Origin of the sequence: Acutalibacter muris, assembly GCF_002201475.1 — a bacterium.
GTDB classification, from domain to species: Bacteria; Bacillota; Clostridia; order Oscillospirales; family Acutalibacteraceae; genus Acutalibacter; species Acutalibacter muris.
Genome location: NZ_CP021422.1, coordinates 732,080 through 756,257, shown reverse-complemented (window position 1 = coordinate 756,257; position 24,178 = coordinate 732,080). Strand labels below are relative to the sequence as shown.

28 protein-coding genes and 4 pseudogenes are annotated in these 24,178 nt (G+C 56.3%); 2 read left to right on the top strand and 30 right to left on the bottom strand.

Annotation, left to right across the window (positions count from 1 at the left end):
• Positions 1–40 precede the first annotated feature (40 nt).
• A complete protein-coding gene (locus ADH66_RS03775) occupies positions 41–382 on the top strand; it encodes a helix-turn-helix domain-containing protein (RefSeq protein WP_066535526.1) in 342 nt (113 codons plus the stop codon).
• A 211-nt stretch (positions 383–593) separates the two neighbouring features.
• Here ADH66_RS03775 and ADH66_RS03770 read toward each other — a convergent pair whose 3' ends face one another.
• From ADH66_RS03770 to ADH66_RS03750, 5 genes are all read right to left on the bottom strand, one after another.
• Positions 594–2,279, bottom strand: a complete 1,686-nt coding sequence (locus ADH66_RS03770) for a recombinase family protein (RefSeq protein ID WP_066535528.1) — start codon at positions 2,277–2,279, stop codon at positions 594–596.
• Positions 2,280–2,395: 116 nt separating this feature from the next.
• Entirely contained in the window at positions 2,396–2,662 is a 267-nt protein-coding gene (locus tag ADH66_RS03765) for a DUF6870 family protein (protein ID WP_044919915.1), read from the bottom strand.
• Positions 2,663–3,090: 428 nt separating this feature from the next.
• Positions 3,091–3,513, bottom strand: a complete 423-nt coding sequence (locus ADH66_RS03760) for a sigma-70 family RNA polymerase sigma factor (protein ID WP_066535533.1) — start codon at positions 3,511–3,513, stop codon at positions 3,091–3,093.
• Between the two features lie 497 nt (positions 3,514–4,010).
• The gene (locus ADH66_RS03755) at positions 4,011–5,798 is read right to left on the bottom strand and encodes a M56 family metallopeptidase (RefSeq protein WP_066535536.1); all 1,788 of its coding nucleotides are present in this window, start codon (positions 5,796–5,798) and stop codon (positions 4,011–4,013) included.
• A complete protein-coding gene (locus ADH66_RS03750; protein WP_066535541.1) occupies positions 5,795–6,175 on the bottom strand; it encodes a BlaI/MecI/CopY family transcriptional regulator in 381 nt (126 codons plus the stop codon). The genes ADH66_RS03755 and ADH66_RS03750 overlap by 4 nt, the downstream gene beginning before the upstream one ends.
• Before the next feature lie 180 nt (positions 6,176–6,355).
• On the opposite strand from ADH66_RS03750, the gene ADH66_RS03745 reads away from it, so the two are divergent.
• Positions 6,356–6,712, top strand: a complete 357-nt coding sequence (locus ADH66_RS03745; protein WP_066535542.1) for a helix-turn-helix domain-containing protein — start codon at positions 6,356–6,358, stop codon at positions 6,710–6,712.
• Between the two features lie 188 nt (positions 6,713–6,900).
• Here ADH66_RS03745 and ADH66_RS03740 read toward each other — a convergent pair whose 3' ends face one another.
• From ADH66_RS03740 to mobQ, 25 genes and pseudogenes are all read right to left on the bottom strand, one after another.
• On the bottom strand, positions 6,901–8,247 hold the full coding sequence (locus ADH66_RS03740) for a relaxase/mobilization nuclease domain-containing protein (RefSeq protein WP_066535543.1): 1,347 nt from the start codon (positions 8,245–8,247) through the stop codon (positions 6,901–6,903).
• Between the two features lie 150 nt (positions 8,248–8,397).
• Positions 8,398–8,748 carry a plasmid mobilization protein gene (locus ADH66_RS03735; protein ID WP_407922910.1) on the bottom strand — a complete coding sequence of 117 codons (351 nt, stop codon included), beginning with the start codon at positions 8,746–8,748 and terminating at the stop codon, positions 8,398–8,400.
• 1 nt (position 8,749) lies between these two features.
• On the bottom strand, positions 8,750–9,346 hold the full coding sequence (locus tag ADH66_RS03730; RefSeq protein WP_066535548.1) for a defense against restriction DarA-related protein: 597 nt from the start codon (positions 9,344–9,346) through the stop codon (positions 8,750–8,752).
• Positions 9,347–9,479: 133 nt separating this feature from the next.
• Positions 9,480–9,830, bottom strand: coding sequence for a cysteine-rich VLP domain-containing protein (locus ADH66_RS03725; protein WP_084384258.1), 351 nt, complete (start codon positions 9,828–9,830; stop codon positions 9,480–9,482).
• A gap of 4 nt (positions 9,831–9,834) precedes the next feature.
• Positions 9,835–10,008, bottom strand: coding sequence for a hypothetical protein (locus ADH66_RS20400; protein WP_169714842.1), 174 nt, complete (start codon positions 10,006–10,008; stop codon positions 9,835–9,837).
• Complete coding sequence (locus tag ADH66_RS03720) at positions 10,005–10,682, bottom strand: CD1107 family mobile element protein (RefSeq protein ID WP_066535552.1); 678 nt, start codon at positions 10,680–10,682, stop codon at positions 10,005–10,007. Before ADH66_RS03720 ends, ADH66_RS20400 begins: the two co-directional genes overlap by 4 nt.
• Positions 10,679–10,936 (bottom strand): DUF4315 family protein, encoded by a 258-nt coding sequence (locus tag ADH66_RS03715; RefSeq protein ID WP_066535554.1) that lies wholly within the window; start codon positions 10,934–10,936, stop codon positions 10,679–10,681. Before ADH66_RS03715 ends, ADH66_RS03720 begins: the two co-directional genes overlap by 4 nt.
• A gap of 14 nt (positions 10,937–10,950) precedes the next feature.
• The gene (locus ADH66_RS03710; protein ID WP_236757179.1) at positions 10,951–11,850 is read right to left on the bottom strand and encodes a C40 family peptidase; all 900 of its coding nucleotides are present in this window, start codon (positions 11,848–11,850) and stop codon (positions 10,951–10,953) included.
• The gene (locus ADH66_RS03705; protein WP_236757178.1) at positions 11,765–14,029 is read right to left on the bottom strand and encodes a VirB4-like conjugal transfer ATPase, CD1110 family; all 2,265 of its coding nucleotides are present in this window, start codon (positions 14,027–14,029) and stop codon (positions 11,765–11,767) included. The genes ADH66_RS03710 and ADH66_RS03705 overlap by 86 nt, the downstream gene beginning before the upstream one ends.
• Positions 13,998–14,372, bottom strand: coding sequence for a PrgI family protein (locus tag ADH66_RS03700; RefSeq protein WP_066535556.1), 375 nt, complete (start codon positions 14,370–14,372; stop codon positions 13,998–14,000). Before ADH66_RS03700 ends, ADH66_RS03705 begins: the two co-directional genes overlap by 32 nt.
• A 143-nt stretch (positions 14,373–14,515) precedes the next feature.
• Positions 14,516–15,052: pseudogene (locus ADH66_RS03695) on the bottom strand (MT-A70 family methyltransferase); the annotation flags it as partial.
• Positions 15,049–15,843, bottom strand: a complete 795-nt coding sequence (locus tag ADH66_RS03690) for a DNA-methyltransferase (protein ID WP_066535557.1) — start codon at positions 15,841–15,843, stop codon at positions 15,049–15,051. The gene ADH66_RS03690 and the pseudogene ADH66_RS03695, both read right to left, overlap by 4 nt.
• Positions 15,833–16,381, bottom strand: coding sequence for a septation protein SpoVG family protein (locus tag ADH66_RS03685; RefSeq protein ID WP_066535558.1), 549 nt, complete (start codon positions 16,379–16,381; stop codon positions 15,833–15,835). The genes ADH66_RS03690 and ADH66_RS03685 overlap by 11 nt, the downstream gene beginning before the upstream one ends.
• A gap of 72 nt (positions 16,382–16,453) precedes the next feature.
• Positions 16,454–16,507 (bottom strand): annotated as a pseudogene (locus ADH66_RS21600) (hypothetical protein); the annotation flags it as partial.
• Positions 16,492–16,809 (bottom strand): annotated as a pseudogene (locus ADH66_RS03680) (VirB6/TrbL-like conjugal transfer protein, CD1112 family); the annotation flags it as partial. The pseudogenes ADH66_RS03680 and ADH66_RS21600, both read right to left, overlap by 16 nt.
• 12 nt (positions 16,810–16,821) lie before the next feature.
• Positions 16,822–16,902: pseudogene (locus ADH66_RS03675) on the bottom strand (Maff2 family mobile element protein); the annotation flags it as partial.
• 93 nt (positions 16,903–16,995) lie between these two features.
• Positions 16,996–18,651, bottom strand: coding sequence for a recombinase family protein (locus ADH66_RS03670; RefSeq protein WP_066535559.1), 1,656 nt, complete (start codon positions 18,649–18,651; stop codon positions 16,996–16,998).
• The gene (locus ADH66_RS03665) at positions 18,641–18,850 is read right to left on the bottom strand and encodes a hypothetical protein (RefSeq protein WP_066535560.1); all 210 of its coding nucleotides are present in this window, start codon (positions 18,848–18,850) and stop codon (positions 18,641–18,643) included. Before ADH66_RS03665 ends, ADH66_RS03670 begins: the two co-directional genes overlap by 11 nt.
• Before the next feature lie 26 nt (positions 18,851–18,876).
• The gene (locus ADH66_RS03660; RefSeq protein ID WP_066535563.1) at positions 18,877–19,683 is read right to left on the bottom strand and encodes an ATP-binding protein; all 807 of its coding nucleotides are present in this window, start codon (positions 19,681–19,683) and stop codon (positions 18,877–18,879) included.
• Positions 19,680–20,435 (bottom strand): phage replisome organizer N-terminal domain-containing protein, encoded by a 756-nt coding sequence (locus ADH66_RS03655; protein WP_066535566.1) that lies wholly within the window; start codon positions 20,433–20,435, stop codon positions 19,680–19,682. Before ADH66_RS03655 ends, ADH66_RS03660 begins: the two co-directional genes overlap by 4 nt.
• A gap of 113 nt (positions 20,436–20,548) precedes the next feature.
• Positions 20,549–20,911 (bottom strand): cysteine-rich VLP protein, encoded by a 363-nt coding sequence (locus ADH66_RS03650; RefSeq protein ID WP_066541653.1) that lies wholly within the window; start codon positions 20,909–20,911, stop codon positions 20,549–20,551.
• A gap of 8 nt (positions 20,912–20,919) precedes the next feature.
• Positions 20,920–21,261, bottom strand: coding sequence for a hypothetical protein (locus ADH66_RS03645; protein WP_066535568.1), 342 nt, complete (start codon positions 21,259–21,261; stop codon positions 20,920–20,922).
• Positions 21,251–22,213 (bottom strand): ParB/RepB/Spo0J family partition protein, encoded by a 963-nt coding sequence (locus tag ADH66_RS03640; RefSeq protein WP_066535570.1) that lies wholly within the window; start codon positions 22,211–22,213, stop codon positions 21,251–21,253. Before ADH66_RS03640 ends, ADH66_RS03645 begins: the two co-directional genes overlap by 11 nt.
• Positions 22,214–22,225: 12 nt before the next feature.
• Positions 22,226–22,546, bottom strand: coding sequence for a DeoR family transcriptional regulator (locus tag ADH66_RS03635; RefSeq protein WP_236757176.1), 321 nt, complete (start codon positions 22,544–22,546; stop codon positions 22,226–22,228).
• Between the two features lie 31 nt (positions 22,547–22,577).
• Positions 22,578–23,972, bottom strand: coding sequence for a MobQ family relaxase (gene mobQ, locus ADH66_RS03630; RefSeq protein WP_272482109.1), 1,395 nt, complete (start codon positions 23,970–23,972; stop codon positions 22,578–22,580).
• Between the last annotated feature and the right edge of the window lie 206 nt (positions 23,973–24,178).

Below are 24,178 nucleotides of genomic sequence, written 5' to 3'. Positions count from 1 at the left end.
GTCAAAAAGTAAAGTATACAATATAGATGGGTGATACAATATGGCTAACATTCAGGATTGCCCCGGTTTTGAACCCTTTGGGGAGGATGTCAAGGCGGCGAGGAAAAAGCGGCGGCTGTCCAGGCAAAAGGCCGCTGAAATGGCGGGTATCTCAACGGTCTATCTTATCAACATTGAGAATAACCACATCATACCGGCGCTACCAGTCATAATACAGCTCATTCAAATTTTCAATCTTCCCGCCGCAAAGTATTTCAACCAGCTTACCGCAGGGGAGGAACACGACCAGCGCCAGCGCATCAGCCGCAAGGTGATGATGTGTCCAGAAGAACATCTGCCGGTCATTGAGGGAGCATTAGACGGGGCTATCGAAAGCAAATAGAGGTCGCTTTGCGAGAACGCAGAGCGGCTTCTATTTTTTTGCGCTTTTTCGGAAATTTCCAGCCTTTGGCGCACAGTTTGGGTGTTCCAATTCGCTTTATTAGTACGGAGGACGGGGGAAGCGGAACGGGGGGAGGGGTAACGTAGCAAGCATAAGATTGCGTTTTATTAGGAAAACACACTGTCAAAAGGATTTCATGCTTTGGCGGGGGTCAGCCCGCCTCGGCGGTGTCAGTGGTATTGATTTCAATGTACTCGGCAATCCGGCGGAACTCGTCCGCAAACTTAAAATGAACGCTGATATTGCCGTTTTCGTAAACCTTGATATGGTCTACCAGTTCAATCAGGATTTCGCGGGTCAGCTTTTCGATGTTCTGATATTTTGCAAAAGCTACCAGTGCGGGATGCTGCTGGTCAACGCCGTTTGAAAGCTGTTTCCGTTCAGCCGTCAGCCGGGCCAGCAAATCCGAGAGCCCGGCGGCCTGCCGTTCATAATCGGCTTTCATTTCCCGGTATTCCTGCTGGGAGATTTCCCCGTCTTTCCAGTCTTGATACAGTGACTGCTTGTAGCGGGTGATTTTCGTCAATTCCTTTTCCTTTGCGGCAATCTGGTCGTTAAGGCGGTGGGATTGACTTTTTTTCAGCGGAGCCGCATTGATATGGGCTACTATTTCCGAGTAGGAAACGGCAGTGCTCACTTGATACTGGATGGCAAACAGAACAGCGGCCTCCAGACGGTTGTGTTTGATAGAGTGCATGGTGCAGGCTGTCCGGGAGCGTTTCTTGTAAGTGGAGCAGGAATAATAAACATTCTTCCCGCTCTGGCTCCGGGTCACAGCCTTGCCGCAGTCAGCGCACCTCAGAAAACCGCTGAATAAATGGAGCTCCCGCTTTTTAGGGGCCGTCCGGGTGTCATGTTTCAGAAGTTCCTGTACCCGGTCAAAGGTTTCGTGGGTGATGATGGCCTCGTGGGTATCGGGGACGCGCACCCATTCATCCTCCGGCACAGCCTCAATCTGGTGTACCTTGTAGCTTTTCACCCGGCGGCGGCCCTGTACTAAATCCCCGGTGTAAATAGGATTTCTGAGAATATCCGTTATAATCTTGTTCCCCCACATGGGAGCGTCCGATATAGCCGGGGAGTAGGGCAGGCCCTTTAGCTTTCTGTATGCCGTGGGGCTGGGTATGCCGTGGTCATTCAGATACATCACAATTTGAAGTTTGGCCGTACCTTGCAGGCACATCTCGTATATCTTTTTGACGGTTTCAGCGGCCTCCGGGTCAACGATTAGCTGGTGCTTGTCTTTGGGGTCTTTTATGTAGCCGTAGGGAGCAAAAGAGCCTATGTACTGGCCGTTGCGCCGCTTATAATCAAAAACCTGCCGGATTTTCTTTGAGGTCTGATAACAATACTGGTCATTCATCACGTTTGTTATCGGAACGATGATGCTGTTCACGCTGTCCGGGTTTAGGTAGCTATCCACGCCCTCGGCCAAGCTGATAAAGCGGATGCCCATCTGCACAAAAAGGTTATCAATCAGACTTCCAGCATCGCTATAATTCCGGGCGAAACGGGAAAGGTCTTTCACCACAACGCAGTTGATTTTCCCGCTCATCACATCCCCCAAGAGCCGCTGGAAACTTTCGCGCTCCGTATCGGTTCCCGTGTGGCCGTCATCCACATACTCGGTGTAGCTTTCAAATTCTTCCGCATGGTTGAAGTGAAAATCATTGAGAATGTCGCGCTGGTTTTTCACGCTGTTGCTATCGTCAAGCCCCCGGTTGATTTTCTGTAAATCCTCTCGGGAAAGCCGGATGTAGCCGCCCATTTTCCAGAGCCGGGCCGTATAGGTAGGGGTCAAAGTCTGCTGATACCCTCTGTTTTTTGTTCGTGCCATTGTTCCTCCTTCCCTATCACATTACACTTATATTATACCTCTGCCCGGGGCAATCAACAAGGATGTCGATGCCTCGGGACATTTTGTCTCGAAGTAGGAACGGGCCGCAACAGCAGTTACAGCCCGCTCTTTTGCCGGATAAGAAAGGCGGTCAGCGTCTCCTGCAGGGAGGGGCCGCCCTCGGCAAATTCGATTTTCACGCCCACGCCGCCCACGCTAAAGCAGTATGGATTGACGGCCCGTTTCACAAACCGGGCCAGCCGCTCCTCCCGGGGGAGGGTGCGGTCAAAGGCCATACCGCTCACGTCAGCCAGCGCATCCGCGCTCACCGCGCCGATGTTCACGCTTTTCATTTGTTCCAGCTCTTGTGCGGTCAGTTTCACGGCAAAACCTCCTTTTGCGTTTTTGGTTGGTGGGGAAACGCGAAAAGGCAGCACTCCGAAAAGTGCCGCCCTTTAGCCTGTCCTCACCTTGGGACAATTTGTCTCGAACTTGTTTGAAATGGGGAGCGCCGGGCCCGTATGTTTGGCCCGTCAAAAGACAGCGAGTAGCGGCCCGGCGTTCCCTTGTTTTGTGCGGCGGCCCCAAGCGGCAAGCGGCCAGCTTGTCCCTCGCGGATCGTGGCCGTGGGGCTGGCAGGTTCCCCACTCGCGGCGGTGGTGTTGGTCGCTCGTCCTCCCGTGGGAGAAGTCATAGCGCACCCGCCGCCCGGCTCCCCGCGTTCACCCGGGGCCGCCCACTATTCAGTTGTAGAGAAGAAAAAACTTCCTCTCATATACCACCAGAAAAATGGAGCAAATGGAGACGGCAATCACGGATTTTTTCTCAAATATTTTTTCATCTGTGCGATGCCGCTGAGAACGGAGCGCCGCACCGCGCTCTTATCCACGCCCTCGGCTTTGGCAATCTCCCGGTAGGTCATGCCGAGGATAAAGTGAGCGTCCACCCGGCGGCCCTGGGTTTCCGGCAGGCTGTTCAGCGCGTTCCACAAACGGCAGAACCGCTCCTTGAGCTCCAGAACCTCGTCCGGGGTGAGCTCGTGCAGGCAGGCGGAATACTCGATGCCGTCATCCGCATCCAAGGAATAGTACGCCTTGTTGTAGCGGACACGCTCGGTATAGGCCGCCTCATAGCGGACGCTGGCCCGGAGCGCCTCGGCCACATCGTCAGTAACCTCAATATATTCGTCCTGGGTGTACCAGTAATAAAAGTCGCGCAGATTGATAATAGTCATGGTATGTACCTCCATATCGTTTTTTGTGGATGGGTTGCCGGGAAACGATATGGAGGGCGGCGGGGAGCGACACCCGGGGGAGCCGCCCCGCACCTTGGGACTGTTTGTCCCGAAGTGGAGCCGACAAGAAACGACAACGCCCGCACAGCGTTGTACTGTGCGGGCGCATGAAATGACGTAGTTCTTTATGTACTTGCAAATTTCGCGTTGTTGGCCGGAGTAACCCGGTGGAGGGGCTAAACTTTTTTTAACGAATTAACTTGAGTGCAGATAAAAAAGGACACAACGATACCTCCTGGATACCGCCGTGTCCTTAAAAATGGGTGACTTTAATACACCCTCCGTATTCTATTTTTCAAAAGAAAACGGCGGCTTGAAATTTGTTATTTCAAAACCGCCGTTAGGCCACTGTATTTTGTTTTGGCGCGCAGATAATCAGCCGCCGAAACAACGGTTTTTTTATTTACCGTTGAGCGGCTTTGATTTTTTTCATGCGTTTATTTATCATCTGGGTCACTCATATCTTCCAGCAGTTCAGTTACTTCCGCCTCAGTCATATAAGAAACGCCTGTGATTTTGTTTTCTGCATCACGGACTATTTTGATATTAACAGTCCCTTTGGGGTTCATATTCAGCGTGTAAACGGATTTGTTAGGCCGGATGTCTAAAAAGATGTTGACAAGCTGGCCCTGGTAATAATAGTCTTTGCCGTCCATTGTAACGCCCACAGCCCGGTATTCCGCCGTCTGCGCTTCGGCCCATTCTTTTTTCTGCTTTTCTTCAAGCTCGTCAAATTCCTCGCTTCGGTTTAGCTTATCAAAGAGCATGGATTGAAATGCCCAATTTCCATCTTCCAAAGCCCTGTCCAGCCAAAGTTCCAGTTCCGCTTCGTCCATACAGTCTATCAAGATGGAGAAAAACGCCATTTCTTCATCGTCATACGCTTTTTCAGCGAAGTCGGTAAACAAAGCGGAATTTGTGTCAATCCAACATACAGCAACAGAGAAAAAGGCAAAGTCCTCATCAGCATAGAACTTTTCCAGCCATTTCTTTTGCGTATTTTCATCCAACCGGGGAAAAGTGATTTCAAACAACGGTAGGCTGTCAGCCTCATAGTACCGCTCCGCCTGGGTTGCATAGTCCTTACTGCTTGTGCTTGTATTCCCTTGTGTGGGAGTTTTATCCACAGCCACCTGGGGCTTGCGTGTTGTGCGATCAGTTGCCGCGGCAACAGGGAAAACGCCAACAAAAGCCGCACCTAAAAGTACGCACAATGTCAGAGCAAATGTCAACATTTTAACTGTCCTTGACTGTTCCTTAAATTTCATAATTGCACCTAACCTTTCTTTTAATAGCTGTTTATTTTCGCTTAAAGTGACAGCCCCAAGATTTTCCTTGTATCTTCCGACTGCCGCCATAGCGTCAAGTAAGGTATTTCCATACTCTTGCGCGTTGCCATATCCCATTTTTGTAAGGACTGCCTCATCACAAGAAAACTCGCACGCTTTTGTGATTTCCCGACTCATGAGATGGACGAAAGGGTTAAACCAATGTAGACAGACTGTAACCTGCACCAGCCACTTATAAAACATATCCCGCCGCTTATAATGTGTCAGTTCGTGCAGGACGATATACTGAAAATCCTTTTCGGAAATATCCACGCTCGGCAATACGATACATGGGTGGAAAAATCCAATTAACAGCGGAGAAGAAATCAACGGATTGACACATAATTCAATCGGTTTTTTTATACCCACCCGCTCTGCAACAACGGAAAGACGGTCTAAAATTCCCATGTCAGAAACGGGGGATAATCCAGCATTGATATACCGTATAAAGCCTTGATAGATTGTTACTTTCCGTATCAGCATACCCAGCGCAACCATTAGCCAAATTAGCCAGATATGATTTATCAACAGTGATGTGATGTCTTTAAGTGGATGTGCAGTTACCAATTCTTCTACCGGGCTATTTGTGTTTTCGTTATCCGGCTCCGAACCAACAGCAGGGGGGAGAACATTTCCCGGAGCATTAACTGGCTCTTGTGCTTCCGATAAAGAAGTGTTCTGTGTTATTGCTTCATCGACGGCTTGATAGGTTTTCCCCATCAAATTTGTTTCTGGCCCAAAGGGAAGCAACAACCGCAGGATAACAATGAGCCAAATATAATACTGCCACTGTCGGCTGATTTTATGTTTCAAAAATCGTTCACCACAAACCAAAGCCAGAATGAGCAGGGCTCCGGAAAAAGACATAGACAAAAAGACTTTCAAAACCATGTTCATTTTTCTCGCCCTTTCTCCAGCAGCTTTTTCAGCTCTTCATATTCCTCGTCTGCCAACAAATCACCTAAAATCAAATTAGAAACCAGTCCACTTGCGTTTCCCTCATAGATTTTATCCAAGAAATTTTTTGTTTGTGCCGTCTGATATTCCGTTTCTGAAACCAGTGTTGTATATTCGTTGCGCCGTCCAATTTTTTTAGCACTTAGAAAACCCTTGTTAATCAGCCGCGACAAAAGGACAATCAATGTATTTTTTTGACACGGTTTTCCTTTGGCCGCCAGTCCATCCATGATATAGGGGAACAATGTCACCTCCTCCGGGTTCCCCCACACGATTTTCATAATTTCAAGTTCAGCATCTGATAGTTGTTGCACCATGTTTCTTTCCTCCTTAATGTATGACGCGATGTTGACATTAAAAATATAACATAGCGTTGTACTTTTGTCAAGCCCGCAAGCAAGAAAAAAACACGAAATAAAAAACTACTTAAAAATAAAATTGTGTTTCGTTCTCATATTCCACCCCGAAATGTAGAATAATATAGGGGTGATGTGAGAATGTACCAATATGAAAAACGCCTGGACTGTCATGCCCTGGGCCAAGAAATCAAGCGCAGACGAAAAGCCAAAGGCTGGACGCAGGAGCACCTGGCCCAGCTTGTAGACCTCACCCCTCGCTCCATCATGTATATTGAGAACCGGGGCCAGCACACCAGCCTCAACGCCTTTTACAAGCTCGTTACCCTTTTTGATATTTCCGTGGATGAATTTTTCTACCCGGACAAGCTGGGCGGCGAGAGTGAGCGCCGGAAACACATTGACCGGATGCTGAACGGAATGGACGAAAAGGAGCTTATCATCATAGAGGGAGCCGCAGAGGGTATCAGAAAAGCCAGAGAAACGGAGGGAGCGTAAGGAAAAGCGCGGCCTCCGTTTTTCGCGCCATGTATGGGGGAGCGCACGAAACGGCAAGCAATTCGGGTGTGGCCACACTCCGAAATTTTTACTGGGCCGCAGGCCCGCAAAAATGCTTGTTGGGGAGCCTCCCCAAACCCGGCTCTTTGGGACAAAATGTCCCAAAGAGGTTGGCTGCGTCACCGCCGCTATCGCGTCTGTTCCTTATTGTCCCGCCCGTCCGTCAGGCCGAGCAGATGGTCGATGTTGGCCTTGACCGCCACGGCCTCCCGCATATCCCGCTGGGCCCGCCGATACTCGGCATAGAGGGCCTTTTTCTTATCCGCCAGCTCCCGCCGCTGTTTTTTCAGCACGTCCATTTTGGGGAGCTTTTCGCCGCCTAACAATTCATTCATAGCGGCCCGGGCCGCCCGGTAAGTGGCAAGCTCCGCCTCGTGCTCGGCAAGGTATTTTTTCGAGTACCGGGCCGCCTTGTAGCCGTCAAACACGGGCCGGGCCTTGGCATAGTCCACCACGGCCCCCATCAGCCCGGAGACTTTGGAGAGGGCGGCCTCGGTGGTCTGGAGCTCCCCGGCCAGCGCGTGGGCCCGGTCAACCGCCGCCTCGGTTTTGGCCGCCAGCGCGTCATAGTCGGTCAGTTTGTTTTCTTGCAGGAACTGGAGGGCTGCGGCCATCTGCTTTAGGTTGTAGACCTTGGCCCAGCGTTCATAGGCGGGGCCCTTGCCCTGGGCCATGCGCTGTTGAATGTCAATGATAAGGCTCACCTGCCGGGGCGGGGGCGGCGCATCCTTGGGGAGCTCCGGGAGGGGCCGTTCCCCGTTGATTACCGCCCGGATGTCCTCGGGGTCAAAGCCGGGGCCAAGGGTGGATGCCCGGAGCCGGGTGTACTTGTCCTGCCCCGGCGCGAGGAACGACACCACGCCGCCACGCCCGCGCTTGACGGCAAAGCCGGACTCCTCCATCAGCCGCAGGAACGCGGCAAAGTCGGCGGGCTTTTTTTCGAGAGCCGCGATGATTGCCAGCCGCACCCGATGCTGTGCGGAGGGCGGCTTGTCGCCTATCCACTGGCCATAGTGGAGGAAACGGCCCTTGCTGTGCTGTTTGGGATTTTGTATCACGGACAAATCATGCTCCAGACATACCCGGTCAGACAGCCGCCGGAGGGCAAAGCTGGAGCCGAGGAAGTTATGAAATTTCCGGGAGCAGTCAAAGGCCGTGGAATTGAAATAGATGTGGTTGTGCAGATGGCCCTTGTCGGTATGGGTGCAGACGAAAAACTGGTACTTGCCTTTCGTCCAGCGCATCGCCGTTTCAAAGCCCAGCTTGTTTGCCTCCTCCGCCGTCACCTCACCGGGCGGGAACGCCTGCCGTATCTGGAAGAACAGAGCCCCGCGCTCCACGGGCCGGGCCGTGGCCGCCTGGTATTCGCTTTTCACCAGCAGAAACTCGGCGGCGGCTGTGGCCGGGTCGCAAAGGTGGGAGGACACGGCCCCCAGCTTTTGGGGGTTGAGCCCGTAGGCAAACCGCTCCTCCATCGTCTGGACGGCGCTCAGTCCCGCCGCCTGCTTGTAGGGCCGGATGTAGGTCGTGGCCGTGGTAGCACCTCCTCTCGTTGGGACTTTGGGACAAAATGTCCCGAAGTACGAAAAAAGCCGGGGAGCGGCACAGCACCGCTCCCCAGCAAGTCACAGCTCCACCAGCGCGGAAAGCTGTTTCAGCAAATCAGACAGAGGGCCCCACAAAGCGGAGTAGTCCCGCTGGAGGGCCGATATTTCCTCGGGGTAGATGCCCCCGTAGGTGTTGGCATGGATGGCCACTTGATTGAGATTGTTTGAGCATCGCCGCTGGAGGGACACCAGCTCCCGGACGGGGGCAAGGTCAATCTGGAGCACATAGCCGCAGAGGGCCATCCGGCGCATATAGGCCCCCATGTTGCGGATGCCCGCCTGGGCCATGCGTTCCTGGATAAGTGCCTGCTCTTCCTCAGACACCATCACATGGAGATGGATGGGGCGGCGGCGCTTTTTTCCGGCCACGTTACCTATCGCCCCGGTCGGGCGCGTTCCGTTTGGGCGCGGTGGGGGCCTGCCGTTCCCCGGCCATCCTCGCCGCCTCTTTCATCTGCTCGGCAATCGGGCGGGGCCTGCCGCCGTCCCGCAGTAGGCCGGACACCTCCGGGGCGGGCCGGAGCTCATAGTCCGCCGCCTGCTTTTCCGTCAAGGGCTTTGTGTAGGTCAGATGCCCCCACGCAAGGAACGCGCCGCCCTCCACGGGTACGCGCTTGTCGTAGTTTACGATTTCGTCCGGGGCGTTGCCTGCAGGCTTGGGGAACGTGCCGATGTCAACGGGCCGCTGGGTGGAATAATACTTGTAAAGGCCGGGGGCCTCAATCTGCGCCACCTTGACGGAGAACTGCTGCTGGTAGCTTTCCACACGCTCCAGCAAGTCCTGCTCCAGCGCGGCCCGGTCACTGCCATAATGCCCCCATTCATACTGCCTTGCGCCGTGTTCGTCATCATAGCAGGCCCACGTCACAAAGGGGGAGGGGGCCCGGGGATGCTCCCCCAGCGCAAAGCCCCGGCCATTCTCCAGCATGACGGCCTTTAAGATTGTATAGCCTTGATTTCTGTCCATAGGAACCTCCTCTCGAAATGTTAGCACTATTTTGGGAAATCGGGGCAGGACGTGTAAAAGTACGCCCCGCCCCAAAAGTGGCCCCGGAAAGCCTTGAAAACAGCGGGGTTCTATACCCCCAAATGCTCACGCCTCACCCCCGGTATTTCCGCATATATCCCCGCTGTTTCTTCTGCCTTGCGGCCTTGGAGCAAGCCTCGGAGCAATAGCGCCGTCGCCCGTCCGGGAGAAAGGGCCGCCCGCAGACAGGACAGGGCCGGGTTTCCGGGGCGGGCCCCTCGGTATTGAGGGCGGCCTCCAGCACCGGGTTCAGCGGCAGGACGGCCTCCCGGAAGTAGCGGCAGTAAGCACCCGTCCAGCACTTCCCCAGCATATAGCACTCGCAGTCCAAAGGCAAGCATCCCATTTCCCGGTCATAGTTGGCGCACCATTTTGTGACAAGGGAGCGGATGGCCGCCTTTTCCTCACGGGTCAGCTCGCGCAAAATATCACCTCCCGCCCGGCTTTTTCAAAAGGCTCTGAAAGCAGGAGCCGCAAGGGATGCCGCGCCAGTAGGGACAGCCACAGCACCGGGAGCCCTCCCGGGGCTTTTCCGGGCGGGGAGCCCGGGGCCGGGGGCGGCGTTTCATTTCCCGTTCCAAAGGGTTGTTTGTGAAATTCATTCTCCGTCCTCCTTTTCTTCTTCCTCATCCCACGGGGGGAGGTCGTCATATTCACCGCCGCCATAGTCCTCGCCGTATTCCTCGGCCTCGTCAAAGTCCTCACCGGGCGCGGCGGCCAGCTGTTGTTTGGGGCGGTATATCTTGAAGTACCACCCAGCCCCGCCGCCGATAGCCAGCACCGCCAGCACCAGCAGGAGCGTCCCAGCCCCGCCGGATTTTTCCGGCTCGGGCTCCGGCTCCGGCTCGGTAGCAGGTTCGGGCTCCGGCTCCGGGAGCGGTTCGGGGACAGCCTCCGGGGAGGGCTCCGCAAGGGCCATTAAATCGGCCACGGTGACGGCGTTCAGAAAGTACACATTTTCCGTCTCCCGCTGGCGGTCAATCACCAGATAGAACACGGACTCGTCTGCCGCCATGATGGTGAAAAATTCCTTGCCGTCCTGGTCGGTGGCGTTATCCACCATCGTCCCCTGGCCGTCCGGGGTGAATGGGTTGGGCTCGGGTTCCGGCTCCGGGGTGGCCGGGGGCTCCACGGGGTCAAGCCCCTCCCACTCCGGGCCGCCCGTACCGTCCTCCCATTCCTCGCCGCCCCCGGCGTAGGCCGTGGTGGTGATGCCGCACAGCAAAAAAGCGGCGCACAGAGCCGCCGCCACTACACGATATTTTTTTCCTTTCATTCCGCGTCCTCCTTTTCCGGCCCGGCGGACTTCGGGACATTTTGTCCCAAAGTGTCCCCGGCCTTGATGCGCTGGAGCACCAGCGGGAGCTCCTCAAGGGAAATGCTCATGCCCCGCACGATGTCCACGATTTCCTCGTTCTCGGCCTCCTTGTGTTTCTGTTCCAGCTCTTTCAGCCGGGCCTGCTGGTCGCTGATTTTGGCCTTGACCTTTTCCATCTCGGCCATGATTTTTGCGCTCTTGCTTATCGCCATTGAAAACCTCCTTTTCATGGTAAACGCCCGTAGGCGTAGAAGTGGGCCTGCCAGTAGCTGCTGTTTAGGTTGGCGTACTGTATCGGGTCGCCACAGTGTATCATCATCCCGTCCCCCACATAGATGCCACAATGGGAGACTCCCGGAGTGTCATAGGTTCCCTTGAAAAAAACCAAATCTCCGGGGCGCGGGGAACTGGTTCTGGTGCAGATGTTGTAAAGCCCCTGGGCCCCCAGCCGTCCCACGTTCCAGCCACTGTGATTGATAACCCAGCTTACAAAGCCAGAGCAGTCAAAGGACGTGGCCGGGGAGCTCCCGCCCCATACATAGGGATAACCGAGGTATTTCTCGGCCTCGGAGAGCATCGCCGCGAATGTTTCATCGTCCAGATATTCCCCCGGCACTTCGTAGCCCTCCGGCGGGCTGGTGTATTTCCCCACATAGGACGAGCCGGGAAAGAGGTCGGGGCGGTTCCCCAGCGTGGCCATGTAGAGGGAATACCGGGAAACCTTTTCCTCCCCCATGATATAGATAGGAAGATGGGAAAGGTTGAAGTTATCCAGCGTCACAGTGCAGATATAATAATCGTAATATACCCGGTAGCTGTCAGTGTGGGTGTTGCCCTCCTCGTCCGTCCATGTATCCGTTTCGATGTAGTACCGCCGCTCCTTTACCACGTTTTCGGTCAGCGTGTACTGGCGGTCAAAGAGCATCTGCAAGGTGGGCTGGACATCCGCCAGCGTCCATTCCCCCTCGTGCCATGCGCTCAGAATGGAAACCAGCACATAGGGGTCATGTTCGATAGCGTCTAAATCGTAATGGTACTCGTCATAGTCGTGGGTACTTTCGTAGGTATCCAGATAATGCTGGAGCTCCGCCTCCAGTGAACAGTAGGCGGCCTCGGCCCCCAGCATATCCCCGTCCTGGGCGGGGTAGGTGGTGGCCCCCACTCTGGGCCTGGGAGAGCAGAACAAGAAAATCGGTGTTATCCAGTATGTTCTCGATTTCCCGGCTGGCCAAAAGGTCTTTCACGTTCTGCGTGAGGGCCGAGGGCACACAGCCCTTTTTGCGGAGCATCTTCCACACCGCCACAAAGTAGCTGGCGGTCAGCGGGTCGCGGAGCAGGATGTGGAACTCGTCAAAGTAGCACCACGTCGCCGCGCCGCTTTTATAGTTGGTATTCACCGCCGAGGTGACAAACTCGTTGGTGACGTGCATCGCAATCTTGCGGAGGTTCTCCCCCAGCCCTTTCAGCACGATGCACACCACCCGGGAGCTCAAGTCCACATTGGTCGGGTGGTTGAACAGATTGAGGGAGCCCGTACAGTAGAGCTCCAGCGCAGTCGCCACACGTTTCGCCTCCGGCTCCGGCTGTTTGAGTAATTCCTCGTACAAGCTCTGGAGCAAAGGCATCTTTGCGCCCTCCAGCCCCAGCGCAAGCTCCCGGTACACCAGCCGCACACAGCGGTCAATCACGGTCTTTTCAATAGGTTGCAGGCCGTCCTTGCCGCCTACCACCAGCTCACAGAGGGAAAGCAGAAAATCCGCTTTCATGGAAAGGGGGCTGTCCTCGTCATTCAAACCGATTTCAATATCCATCGGGTTGATGTGGTGGGGGCTGTCCGGGGCAATCTCAATGACCTGCCCGCCCAGCCGCCGTACCAGCGGGGAATATTCCCCCATCGGGTCAACGATAACGATGCGGTCACTTGTGGCAAGAAAGACGTTTATCAATTCCCGTTTGGCGGCAAAGCTCTTGCCGGAGCCCGTGGAGCCAAGATACATCCCATTGGCGGATTTCAGCTTTTTCCGGTCAGCCATGATGACATTGTGGGAAAGCGCGTTCATGCCGTAGTAGAGGGCCTGCCCGCCCATGCGGAGCTCCCGCGTCATAAAGGGAATGAAAATCGCGGTGGAGCTGGTGGTCATGCCCCGCTGTATCTGCACCTCGTTATAGCCGAGGGCCAGCGAGGACATAAAGCCCTGCTCCTGCTGCCAGTCCAGCCGCTTTAAGGCGCAGTTGTATTTCTGCGCGATGCCGGAGACGGTGAACACGTCATTTTCCAGCCGCTGGCGGGTGGGGGCGAGGTTGATGACGGTGAACGTCAAAAGGAACATCCGCTCATTCCGGGACTGCAAATCCCCCAGCAGCTCCGCCGCGTCCTTGCTGAACGTGATAAGGTCGGGGGGAAGTATATCCATGTCGTACCCGGCGCGGACGGCCTTTTTCTGCTCCTCCACTTTCATCTTGTCGATGTCCGAGATTTTCCCCTTGATGGTCTTTATCGCCTTTAACTGGTCAACGGTCTGGATGTGCATGGTGACGGTGAGCTCCGCGTCCAGCTCCAGAATTTCCCGCAAAAGGCGGTCAGAGAGCTCGGACGCCAAAATCTGAAGATAGGACGCCGCGCCCCAAAAGCCGCCCACACGGAAGAACCGGGAGCCCCTAAAGTCAAAGCCGCCGCTGGGGGTGATGAAGTCCTTTGTCCCCATGCCCGTTTTGGAAATATCGCCCCATGAAAAGCGGAACGGCTCCCGCCGTCCGGGGTGCATCTGCCCATGCAGGAGGGCCAGCCGCTCCCGCCCGTCCAGCGGGGACGAGGGAACGCCCAGCCGGTGGAGGTTCCCCATCACGTCCGCCTCCACCCGGTCAAGCCGGGGCCGGGCGGCGGCAATCCCCTCGGCGGGCACGCCAAAGGTGATATATTTGGAGCGTTCAATCCCGTTGTTGCTCCGGGCAATCTGCCGTTTGAGCATCCCCACGAACTCGCCCCGGATGCTGTCAAAATCGTCCGCCTGGGCGGGGATGTTCACATGGTAGCGGCTGGTGGAGTGGGAGCGGCGGTTGATAAAGGAGAGCTGGACGGGGAGCGCGCTGTCGAAGTAGTTGAGGAACGAGCTCCACCCGCTGAATATCGCGGACTGATCCTCGGTGGATGCCACGGAATAATTGATGTCCTCATATTCCACGGTCTTTGTGTAGAGCCCGCCGGGGAGCTGGCACACGCCGTCCGGGTGCATCGCCACATAGGGGATGGACTGCTGGGCGGACAACGCCGCCTTATTCTTTCTTTTGTTTTTTCGGTTTTCCATTCACTGCCTCCTTTCCCGCCTGCCCGGTAAAGGGCGCGTAGATGTTCCCGGTCTTGTAGGGCCTCACCCCGGGCCGCAGGTACTTGGCCCGGATGATGTTCTTCACCACCTTTTCCAGCGGCAGGCCGTCTTTCTCATACATCGCCAGCAGGAACGCCGGGAGCATGATGCCCAGCATCAGGAACAGTGCCGCCGTGTTCCCAAACGAGCTCCGGGCCAGCAGGTAGGAGGGGACTCCCACAAGGGCCGCGCCGCCAAAGCATACAAGCTGGCGTTTTGTCAGATTGAAAGCGATTTTGGTCTTGATTTTCGATAGGTCGTTAGGTACGTTCACATAGGGCATTTTTAGCCTCCTTTCCTTTGGGACTCGTCGGCACAAACTTCACTCCGCTCACTTCGGGACATTTTGTCCCAAAGCTCGCCCCGTTCCGCTGTGCCTCCTCTCCCCACAAAGTCTGCCGACTTTGCGGGGGCCCCGAAATTTTGAAGTCCCGCCGTAGGTTCCACCTCGTTCCCCCACACGTCCCAGCCGGGGGCCGTCTGGCGGGCGAACAGCTCCACCCGGGGCACGTCCCCCATAAGGGCCACGATTTTTTCACGGGCCTCGTCCGGCTTTTTGCTGTGGCCCTCGATAGGGGAGATGATGAACTGGTGGACGTTGGGGGCCTTTCGCCGGGGATGCCCACGGGTCGCCAGCAGGCACACCTCCGCATTGGCCCGCGTCCAAAAGCCCAGCCCGTAAAACCAACTGTCCGCCTTTTTGTTCTTTTTCAGCCAGACAAAGCCCACGGACTTATACTGGAAGCCCCACGCCTTGATGAGCCGCAGGGCCTCCGGGAGCTGGGGGAACGTGGCCCACAGAAAAAGAACGCTGTCCGGGGCCGCCAATTCCGCCACGGGCAACACGCATAATTCCTCAATCCCCATTGTGGGGTAGTGCCGCTCCGCCGCGCCTTGCAGGCCCTTTTGGGCGTACCGCCACGGCGGGTCGGCGTATATCACGTTATATTTACCGATAGTCACACCCCCTTTCCGCCAGCGGCCACAGCCGCCCGCGCCTGTGTGATGCGCTCCGTGGCCGGGCCGTAAAAGGCCGGGGCCGTCTCAAAGCAGATAAACTCCCGGCCCGTGTTCAGCGCGGCGATGGCCGTTGTGCCGGAGCCCGCGCAGATGTCCGCCACCACCTCGCCGGGGGCGGTGTAGGTCTTTATCAGATACTCGCACAGCTCCACGGGCTTCTGCGTGGGGTGGACGGTATGGGCCACGGTCTGGAATGAAAGCAGGTTCCCCGGGAACCGCCGCCCGTCCTCCGAGCCGCTCCCGGAGCGGACAAATTTCCCATAGTTGGGGCTCTGGCCGCGCTGGGACGCGATTTTCTTATAGGGCTTGCCCTGTTCAAACTGCGGATTGTAGAGGGGGAGCTTTTGGTAAAACACTAAAATATTCTCCGTCTTTTTCAGCGGGGCGCGGCGGGCGTTGAGAAATCCCGTACAGCGGCTCTTATACCACACCCACTCATAGCGGAGCATGGAGAGGTTGGATGCGCCGAGGATTTTGTCATAGGGGCACTGGGCGAAGAACAGCACCGCCCCGGAGGGCTTGACCGCCCAGCGCACCGCCTCCCACAGCTCCGGGAGGGGCAAAGGCACATCCCAATAGTTGCGGGTCGTGCCGTAGGGCGGGTCGGTCAGAAGCATATCAACCGAGTGCTCCGGGAGGGAGCGCAGGCCCGCGATGCCGTCCATGAGGTAGAGCCCGGAGGGTTCCGGGTTAAGGTTTGGGACATTTTGTCCCAAAGCCGGGCTATCTGCCATCCCGTCCCTCCTTTCCCTTTGCCGGGGCGGAGCGGGCGGCATTTTTCTGCGCGGCCTCCTTTCCCGCCTTATCCATCTGCTCCCGGATGGGCGTGGGGCGCACCGCCTCGGCCCGGGCGATAAGTTTCTCAACCGCCGAATGGTACGCCTCCACCCCCGCCGCGTTCAGCCGCTCCTGGGTGGCCCGGTCATTGATACGCACCGTGGCCCGGTAGCCCGTCCTGCTGGTGGGGTCGGGTTTTGAGGGCGCACCTAAGAAAATGCCGTTCTGCCCGTTCACCACCTTGAAATCGTCCACCACCACGCCGCCGAAGTTGACGCTGGCAAAACCAATCAGCTTGCCCTGGGGCTCAATGGGCCGCACCGACACCTCGATGGGGATGACAGCCTCCTGCAGAACAGCGTCCGTCCGCATCTTTACCGCTTCGTCAATGGTAACGCCCTTGACCTCGGCCAGCTCCGCGATGGGAGACTCGAACAGCCAGCGGCGCTCCTCGGCGGCAATCTGCTCCGGGGTAAGTAATACGTCGTTGCTCAAATTTTTTTCCTCCTTTCCGGGCCGGGGGATGACCGCCCCGCCCGTATAGTCGTAGCCTGCCGCGTGTATCGCGGACAGGGTTTCCGCTGATACCGTCCCTTGCAGTTGCAGGTCGGTTTCAGCCATTTGTAGAGGTTCGCCACGTCTACTTCGTGCATATTGTTTTTTTCAAGGAGCATCTGGATGAGCTCATAGGTGGCAACAAAGGTCAGCACCAGCCCGGCGATGGGTAAAATCACCGTCTCGGAAAGCTGGCGGATGAGGGAGAAAACCCCGGCGTTCCATGCCGCCGGGGTCGTCCCTACCTGCACCGCAATCTCTCCGACCTGGGCATTGACGGTATCAAAGAGCCCCTCAAGGTTCCCCATGATGCCGCAAATCAGCAGCTCTTTCAGCCAGTCCGTGAGCCAGTCGGTGAGAAAGTCCATAAGCCGCCGCCCTTAAAACAGCCCCGACAGCAGCGGGATGAGGGTCGTGCCGATGACGATGATGCCGCCCCCGGCCATGAGCTGTTTCATTCCAAAATTGGTGAAACAGCCCACGGCTGGCGGCGGCATGGCCCCGTTAGGTACACCCTGATCCCCCTGCTGTCCAGATTGATAGGCTCTATTTTGTTACAGTTCTCGGATAAGTCTGCGCTTATCCGCCTGATTGTTGAAGTTAAAGTGAATTTCTACCGTCTGCCGGACGGTATCGCCGTCCTTGTCCTCATGAATGACAATCTTCTGCACCAGCCGGTTCAGCGTCACAGCGTCCAGCTCCTGAATGTCAGCGTAGTCCTTGATGATCTCCAGCCAGCGGGTGTTGTCCTCCTGCTCCTGGGTCTGCTGGGACAGTCGCTCCCGGTTCAGCGTGACACGGTTCTTTAACGTGGCCTGTTCGGTCTGGCTGTTCTCCAGGATGCGGTTAAAATTGTCCTCGCTGATGCGCTGGGCGATCATATCCTCATAGACCCGGCTGATGATGCGTTCCAGGGCGGTGATGCGCTCGGTATCCTCGTCAATGCTCCGCTGGATGGCCTCGCGCTCGGCCTGCTCGTCCGCTTGGCAGTTCTCCCGAAGCTGGGCGGCTGCCTCCTGTTCATCAGAGAGGGCCTTTCTCGCACAGGCCCTAATTTGTTCCAGCACGATATTGTAAAGCGTGTCATACTTGATGCGGTGCTGGGTACAGTGGGCCACTCCATACTTGTTGTACCGGGAACAGGTGTAGATGCGGTCGTTGCCCTTCTGATTGGCGCGGCGGATGTTCATGGTGCTGCCGCACTGCCCACACTTCACCAGCCCAGCGAACAGACTGAAATTCCCCCAGGCGTCCGCCCGTTTCCGGCTCTTGACTTTCTCCTGCACAATGTCGTAGGTGTCCCGGTCAATAATCGCCTCGTGCATCCCCTCAACGATAATCCATTCCTCGCGCCGCTTATCCCCCATCCAGCCGATCTTGAAACGGTAGTTGACCTTTTGGGAGGCGATAGCGCCGATGTAAACAGGATTAGACAGGATTTCCTTGATGGTAGTGAAGTCCCAGATAAACCGTCCGCGCTCCGGGTTCTCGCGCTCAAACTTGGTGACGTGATCGCGCAAGCCCTTCTGACGGTTCCACCACGCGGGGCAGGGGATTTCCTCGTCCTCCAGCCTGCGCCGGATGCGGTTCGGGCCGCTGCCGTTGCGGGCATAATCATAGATTTTTCGGACAATCCATGCGGTGTCCTCGTCAATGATAAGGCGGTTTTTGTCCTCCGGGTCTTTACGGTAGCCGAAGGGGGCGAGGCATCCGGTAAACTTGCCGGACTTGGCTTTCGTCAAGTAGGACGAATGGACTTTCTTACTTACATCCCGGCTATACATTTCGTTCAGAATGTTGCGGAACGGGGTTATATCGTTCTCGATATTGCTGTCAACAGCGTCATTGAGTGCGATATAGCGCACCTTGTTCCTGGGGAAAAATTCTTCGATCAACTGTCCGGTCTGCAAGTAGTTCCGGCCCAGGCGGGACAGGTCTTTCGTCAGGATCACATCGAACATCCCACGCTCCACCGCACCCAGCATCCGCTGGAAGTCGGGGCGGTCCATGTTCAGCCCGGTGTACCCGTCGTCCTGGAAAATCCCTGCCACACGCCAGCCCTGTTCCTCACAATAGCTGCACAGAAGTTCGCGCTGGTTCTGGATGCTGGCGCTGGGTCCGCTGAGATCATCGTCTTTGGAAAGACGGCAGTAGATAGCGGCTCTCACCTCCTGCGGGTAAGAATTGGCATACACAGTGTTAGTCCTCATTTATGACCTCCGTCCTGCTGTGTATGCCGCAGTTTGGAGTGATTTCATTATACCGCGTGGGAGCGGTAATGTCAAGCGCAACTTGCGATTTAGCAATCTCTTTTTTCTGTATAATCAAATCAATAAAGGCTTGCCTGTCGGTCTGCCTCCCGGCGAACACGGTGCTGACGGTAATAACAGGCTCCTTCGCTTTTGCCATAGGCGGCTCCTTTCCAATTTTCAAAATTATTCTGGTGATACGATGCGCCGCGCCGCCGCCTTGGTGCTGGCGGCGTTGTCCTCCCGGAAGTTCTTTCCGGCAAAGAGAATGGGGGCGCAGCGTTCTAAAATCCGGTCATAGATACGGGCGTGGGCGAGGTCGGGTGGGCGCTTTAACTCGTCCAGCTTCAGATTGGTGGTCACGATCAGCGGCTTGTTACAGCGATAGCGGCTGTCAATGATGCTGAACATCTGCTCAAGGGCATATTCGGTGTTGCGTTCCGCGCCTAAATCGTCTATGATTAACAGGTCATAGTCTCCCAGGCTGTCCAGAAAGTCCGTCCTGTCCTCACCGAACGTCCCGCACAGGCGGGCCAGGATGGTGGGAAAGTTGGTCATGAGTACAGGTACATCCCGGTCAAGCAGAGCGTTAGCAATGCACCCGGCTACGAAGGATTTGCCAGTCCCTACGTCTCCGAACAGCAGTAGTCCGATGTTCCGCTTGAACGCCTGGGGCCAGTGATCGACATAGGCGTGGGCTTTCTCCATGACCGGGTTCTTGCTGTTGTCGTTGGCGAAGGTGTAGCCGTAGAGGTATCGGTCTTGCAGTCCCTGGGCCTTGCGCCGCCTGATGCGCTCCATGCGCTGGCGGCGTTCCTCGGCCTCCTTACGGCGGCGCTCCGCCTCCTGTTGGCAGGAACAGACACACCTGGGCTTGAAACTGCCGCCCTTGAACGGGTCGGGGATAACCGCCTGCCGGGGGCCTCTGCACTTCCGGCAATGAATAAGACCGTCAGCGGGGTCAAGATATTCGTCCTCGCGGATCTCCGTCATACGGTATCACCGTCCTTCACGCTGTAATCCCGGTCACGGGCAGGGGGAGCGGCCTTGCGGCGGTCATCCGCTATCCAGCGACGAATGGTGGCGGTGTGGCTCCGGTACTGTTTGCCGGTGGAGGCCATGTACTCGGATAACCTCTCGATATACTCCTGCCAGACGGCGGGGAAGTCGTTTTGCAGTTCGGACAGTTCACCAGCAGACAGAAAAACATTTTGATAGCGGCCCAAAACGGCGGGGGCGATTTCTCCCCCCTCTATCTCTCTATCTATCTCTAACTCTATATCTTTCTCTTTCTCTAATATAGGCGGACATTTGTCCACCCGCCTATTGGGTGGACAAATGTCCATTCCACCAGAGGGCAGCAGCTTTTGACGCTGTAACCGGCTCCGCTCCCGCTTCTTCCTCTCGCCCTCCGTGGAGGACTGACCAATCAGCAGTTGAATGTCGGTCATGTAGTACGCGCCGTCAGTCAGGATTTCGATAAGCCCCAACTGCAAGAAGATTTTCAAACCGCGCTCCACTGTGCCGATCTGATGCCGGGTGCAGGTGGCGATGGTCTGTGGCGTGTGGGGGAAGTGATCTCCCAACAGGAGGATGCCGCCGCTTTTCAGCGACATAAGGTACATCTTCAGCAGCAGATTGGAGTATAGAAGACCGTCCTGCATACTCTCCAAAATCATCATCGTCTCGCTGTTGAAGAAATATTCTTTCAGTTTGAGGTAGTAATAGCGCCTGTTCTCGGTCATAGGGAAAACTCCTTTGTAGAATGGCCTCTGCGGGCCGCTAGAGGGCCTTCCGGGGTGCTGGATAGGGAATGTATCAGGCCCCTATCGAGCCGCCCTCGGAAAGCCTTGCAAAATCAGGGCTTTTTAGGCCCTAAATGCGTAGAATCGTAGTAGCGTCTGCGCTGGCGCTCTGCCTCCTTCTTCCGGCGGGCCGCAGTAGCGCACTCCGGGCAGTATTTCGCCCGGTTGGATTTCGGCAGATAGTAACCGCCACAGAGGACACATTTCTTTCTGTCTGCCCGATGGAGTAGGGCGGCACACAGGCCAGCGTCCAGGGGCAGAACGGCAACGCAGAACCAGCGACATACCAGCGAATATGTGATGCTCTGCGGGCAGACACATTCCTCGCTATCGTCCAGAAGCAGACAATTCCCGCAATCATAATTGCAGCAGCTATGTACCAGCCTCCGGGCCGTCCGGTACTGCTGGTAGTTCATGTGCTGGATCACGGCTCATTCTCCACAATAGGTAGCTTGATGTAGATGTGATAGGGGGTATGGAGGGCTATCAGCTTCTTCTCCACCAGCCCAACGTCCTCCAACTCCCGAAGTGACTGCGCCACTGTGCTGGGAGTGCGGTCGATGATCTCCGCAATGATCTTGTTGTAGAACGCCAGATACCGCCGCCCCTGCTGGTCGGTCTGCGCGACCTCGGAGTTCAGCACCATATCCAGCAGGATCGCATAGACCTCTTTCGCCGTGAACCGAACATCCAGGTTCAGCAGGAACTGGGGAAGAACCAGGTAGGGCGGCAGGGTGGGGTCGCTGGTGATGTAATCAGTTTTCATTGTCGTGTCCTCCGTTTTCATTCTCCGCCTGCAACGCTTTCACTTCCTTGGAGAAAGCGATGATCGCCATATCCACGGCGGCGGCGCTGTCCCACACCTGACTGATCTGCAACTGGGACATTTCTGCAAAATCGTCAGCATAGCCCTGGTACATCTTCATCCGGTCAAGGAATTGTTCAATAAACCGGGAAAATTCCCGCACAAGGCCGTCCAGGGATTCCTTTTTCTGCCGCTCCTTCTCTTCCTCCGTCCGGGTATCAACAGGCGGCTCATCAGACAGAGGGCGGGACAACGCGATTGCCTTTCGCCGCTCCCGCTGGTACTCCTGGTACTGCTCCACCGATTGCATAGTCCCCTCTGCCAGCATGGTGGCGGCTTCAACTTGTTCATCGTAGTGGAGCCGGGACAGCTTCAGAGCGGTGTCCTGGGTCATGCTGTGGGCCTCAACGATTCTCCGGGCATCCCTGGTCAGATTGTTGGCGATCTGAAGGAGGCGGCTGACCGCCCGCTTGCTCATGCCGGTTTTCTCTGCGGTGTCCTCGGCAAAGGATTTCGTTTCTAAAGTTGCCAAATTGGCATTTTTAGAGGTCTGCCCGTTCCTCATGCCGTGGCGTGTCTCCGGGTGGAGCGTCTCATAAATCTCCTTCCGGCGCAAAAGCTGTTCGCACAACTCCTGCCGGTTCAGTTTGGTGCGGACAATGTTCTCGTCAATCTCGGCAAGCTCCGCCTGTACGCTGTCCATTCCGATAGTGGTACACTCGATCTCCGTCCAGCCCAGCAGTTTTGCCGCTTCCAGCCGGTGCAGACCGGCAACGAGGGTGTTGTTCTGGTCGAGGGTGACGGGGTTCATCAGACCCACGGCGGTGATGCTCCGGGCCAGTTCCTCCACGGCCTTGGGTTCAGCCTCCCGCCGCCCAGGGTTGATTTTGATACTGCTAATTTTGATACGCATACCGGCCCTCCCTCAATGCGAAAAGGTGGCAATGATCCGGTTGAGCATTTCCAGATCAGGGCCGTCCAGCGATTCCCCCAGTCTGCGGAGAAAAGTGATCTCCGCAGAGTTCAGCGAACGGCGATCCAAGTGAAACCACTCAGCCACCCTGACGCCGCCGTGACCGCCCTTCACCGTCTCGATGGGATAGGAACAGGTCAGCACCACAATGTCGCGGCGGATTGTCCCAGTGCTGACGTTAAACTCATGCGCCAGATTGCCGTAAGTGTCGTGCCGCCGGAGGCACAGAGCCTCCAAAATCTTCTGGCGGCGCTCCCATGGGTTCATATCCATAATTCAAAAATCCTTTCATAAAATTGATGTGTCAACGTTCAGTTCCCCTCTGCTGGCGCTGTCCCTCGCGGGCCAGCCGGTCAGCGGTTTTGCGGAGATTTTCAACAGCCTTGATGTCCTCCCGTATATCCCGCATTTTCTGATAATCGAAATCCTTTTGTGCGGTCAGCCTTGCGGCCTCGGCCCGCCACGCTTTGGGCGTGATCTTCTCGCCGGATTCTTTCAGCCCTTTCAGAAAATCAGCGGCAGTATCAAAGGCGGCGAGTTCTGCCCTATGCTCCTGCTGGTACTTCTCCCGCCTGCCTGGTTTCACCTTGTCCAGCTTTTGGCGGATAGGCTTGTACTTTTCGTACTGCGCCCACATTTCCATGCGTTCATCCAGGACGGCGAGGCGGCGTTCAGCCTTGACAATTTTGCCGCGCAGATCGTAATAATCCTTGTTCATGGCGGCAACTTTTTCGTGTAGCTGCTCCATGGACGTGATGCCGTTTTTCTGCAACAAATTGAACAGCTTCGCGTCCTCCTGGAGTTTTCGGATTTTACCCGAACGGGTGGAGGGGGCGGCGGTGTCCATACGGGCCTGCCATAGCTGGGCGATGATGCTCTCCCTGCCCTGGACAGGCGCGGCCTCGGCCTGCTCCTTTGACCAGTTATAGAGCCGGGTGATACGGGCTTTGATCTCCTTCAGCAGCTTATTGTCAGCGGCGATCTCCCGGTTGATGTTGCCTTTCTCGGTGGCGATGCCCCTCCGCTCCATCTGCGAGGCGGCAGGCCCCATGTGGACGCTGGGGATTTTATCAACACCTTGCCTTTTGTAGCTACGGTGGTTGATGCGCTCTGGTCGGCCCGCCGTCTCCAATACACGATTGGCGTAAACGGCCCATGCCGCCCGCCACTTCTCCGCATTGCCCCGGTCATTCCAATCGGTGGTGTCCTCCCGATGATTCTTCCAGCCGCCTTTACCATCAGGGATGCGGTTGCCCTGGCTATCAAGATCATAAACTTTCCGACACTTCGGCCCCCAGCGTCCATCCGATTTCAGCGGGCGAATGGTCAGCAGAATATGAGCGTGAGGATTGCCCGTTCCCTTGTCATGGATGGCAAAATCAGCGCACATCCCGGCATCCACAAAATTGTCTTTGACGAATGACCGGACAAGGGCTAACTGTGCAGCCGGTGACAATTCCACAGGAAGGGCAACTTCAATCTCGCGGGCAAGCTGGGCATCGCTGGCTTTCTCGATCTGCTCGACAGAGTTCCAGAGAGTGGAGCGGTCTTGAAACTCTGGCGGGGCGTGGGCTGGCAGCATGATCTCCGTATGGACAATGCCGCCCTTATGCGTGTAGTCATGGGTCATGCCGTCCCACTCATTCACCAGTCGTTCGCCGCTCCGATAGGCGGCAGCGGCTACGGCAGATTTGCCGATGCTCCGCTTGATGATCTGAATGGGACAATGAAAAATAGCTATGCGGTTTTACCTCCTTTCGGCGTGTTGACGGCGGTGGGATAAAGGCCGGGGAAAACGGAACAGACGCAAAGCGGATGTTCTGTTTTCCTTGGCGCACAAGGGGTTTGGGGAGCGTAGCTCCCCATCGCGTCCGAAGGACGCAACAGCCCCCGGCAGGGCGCACG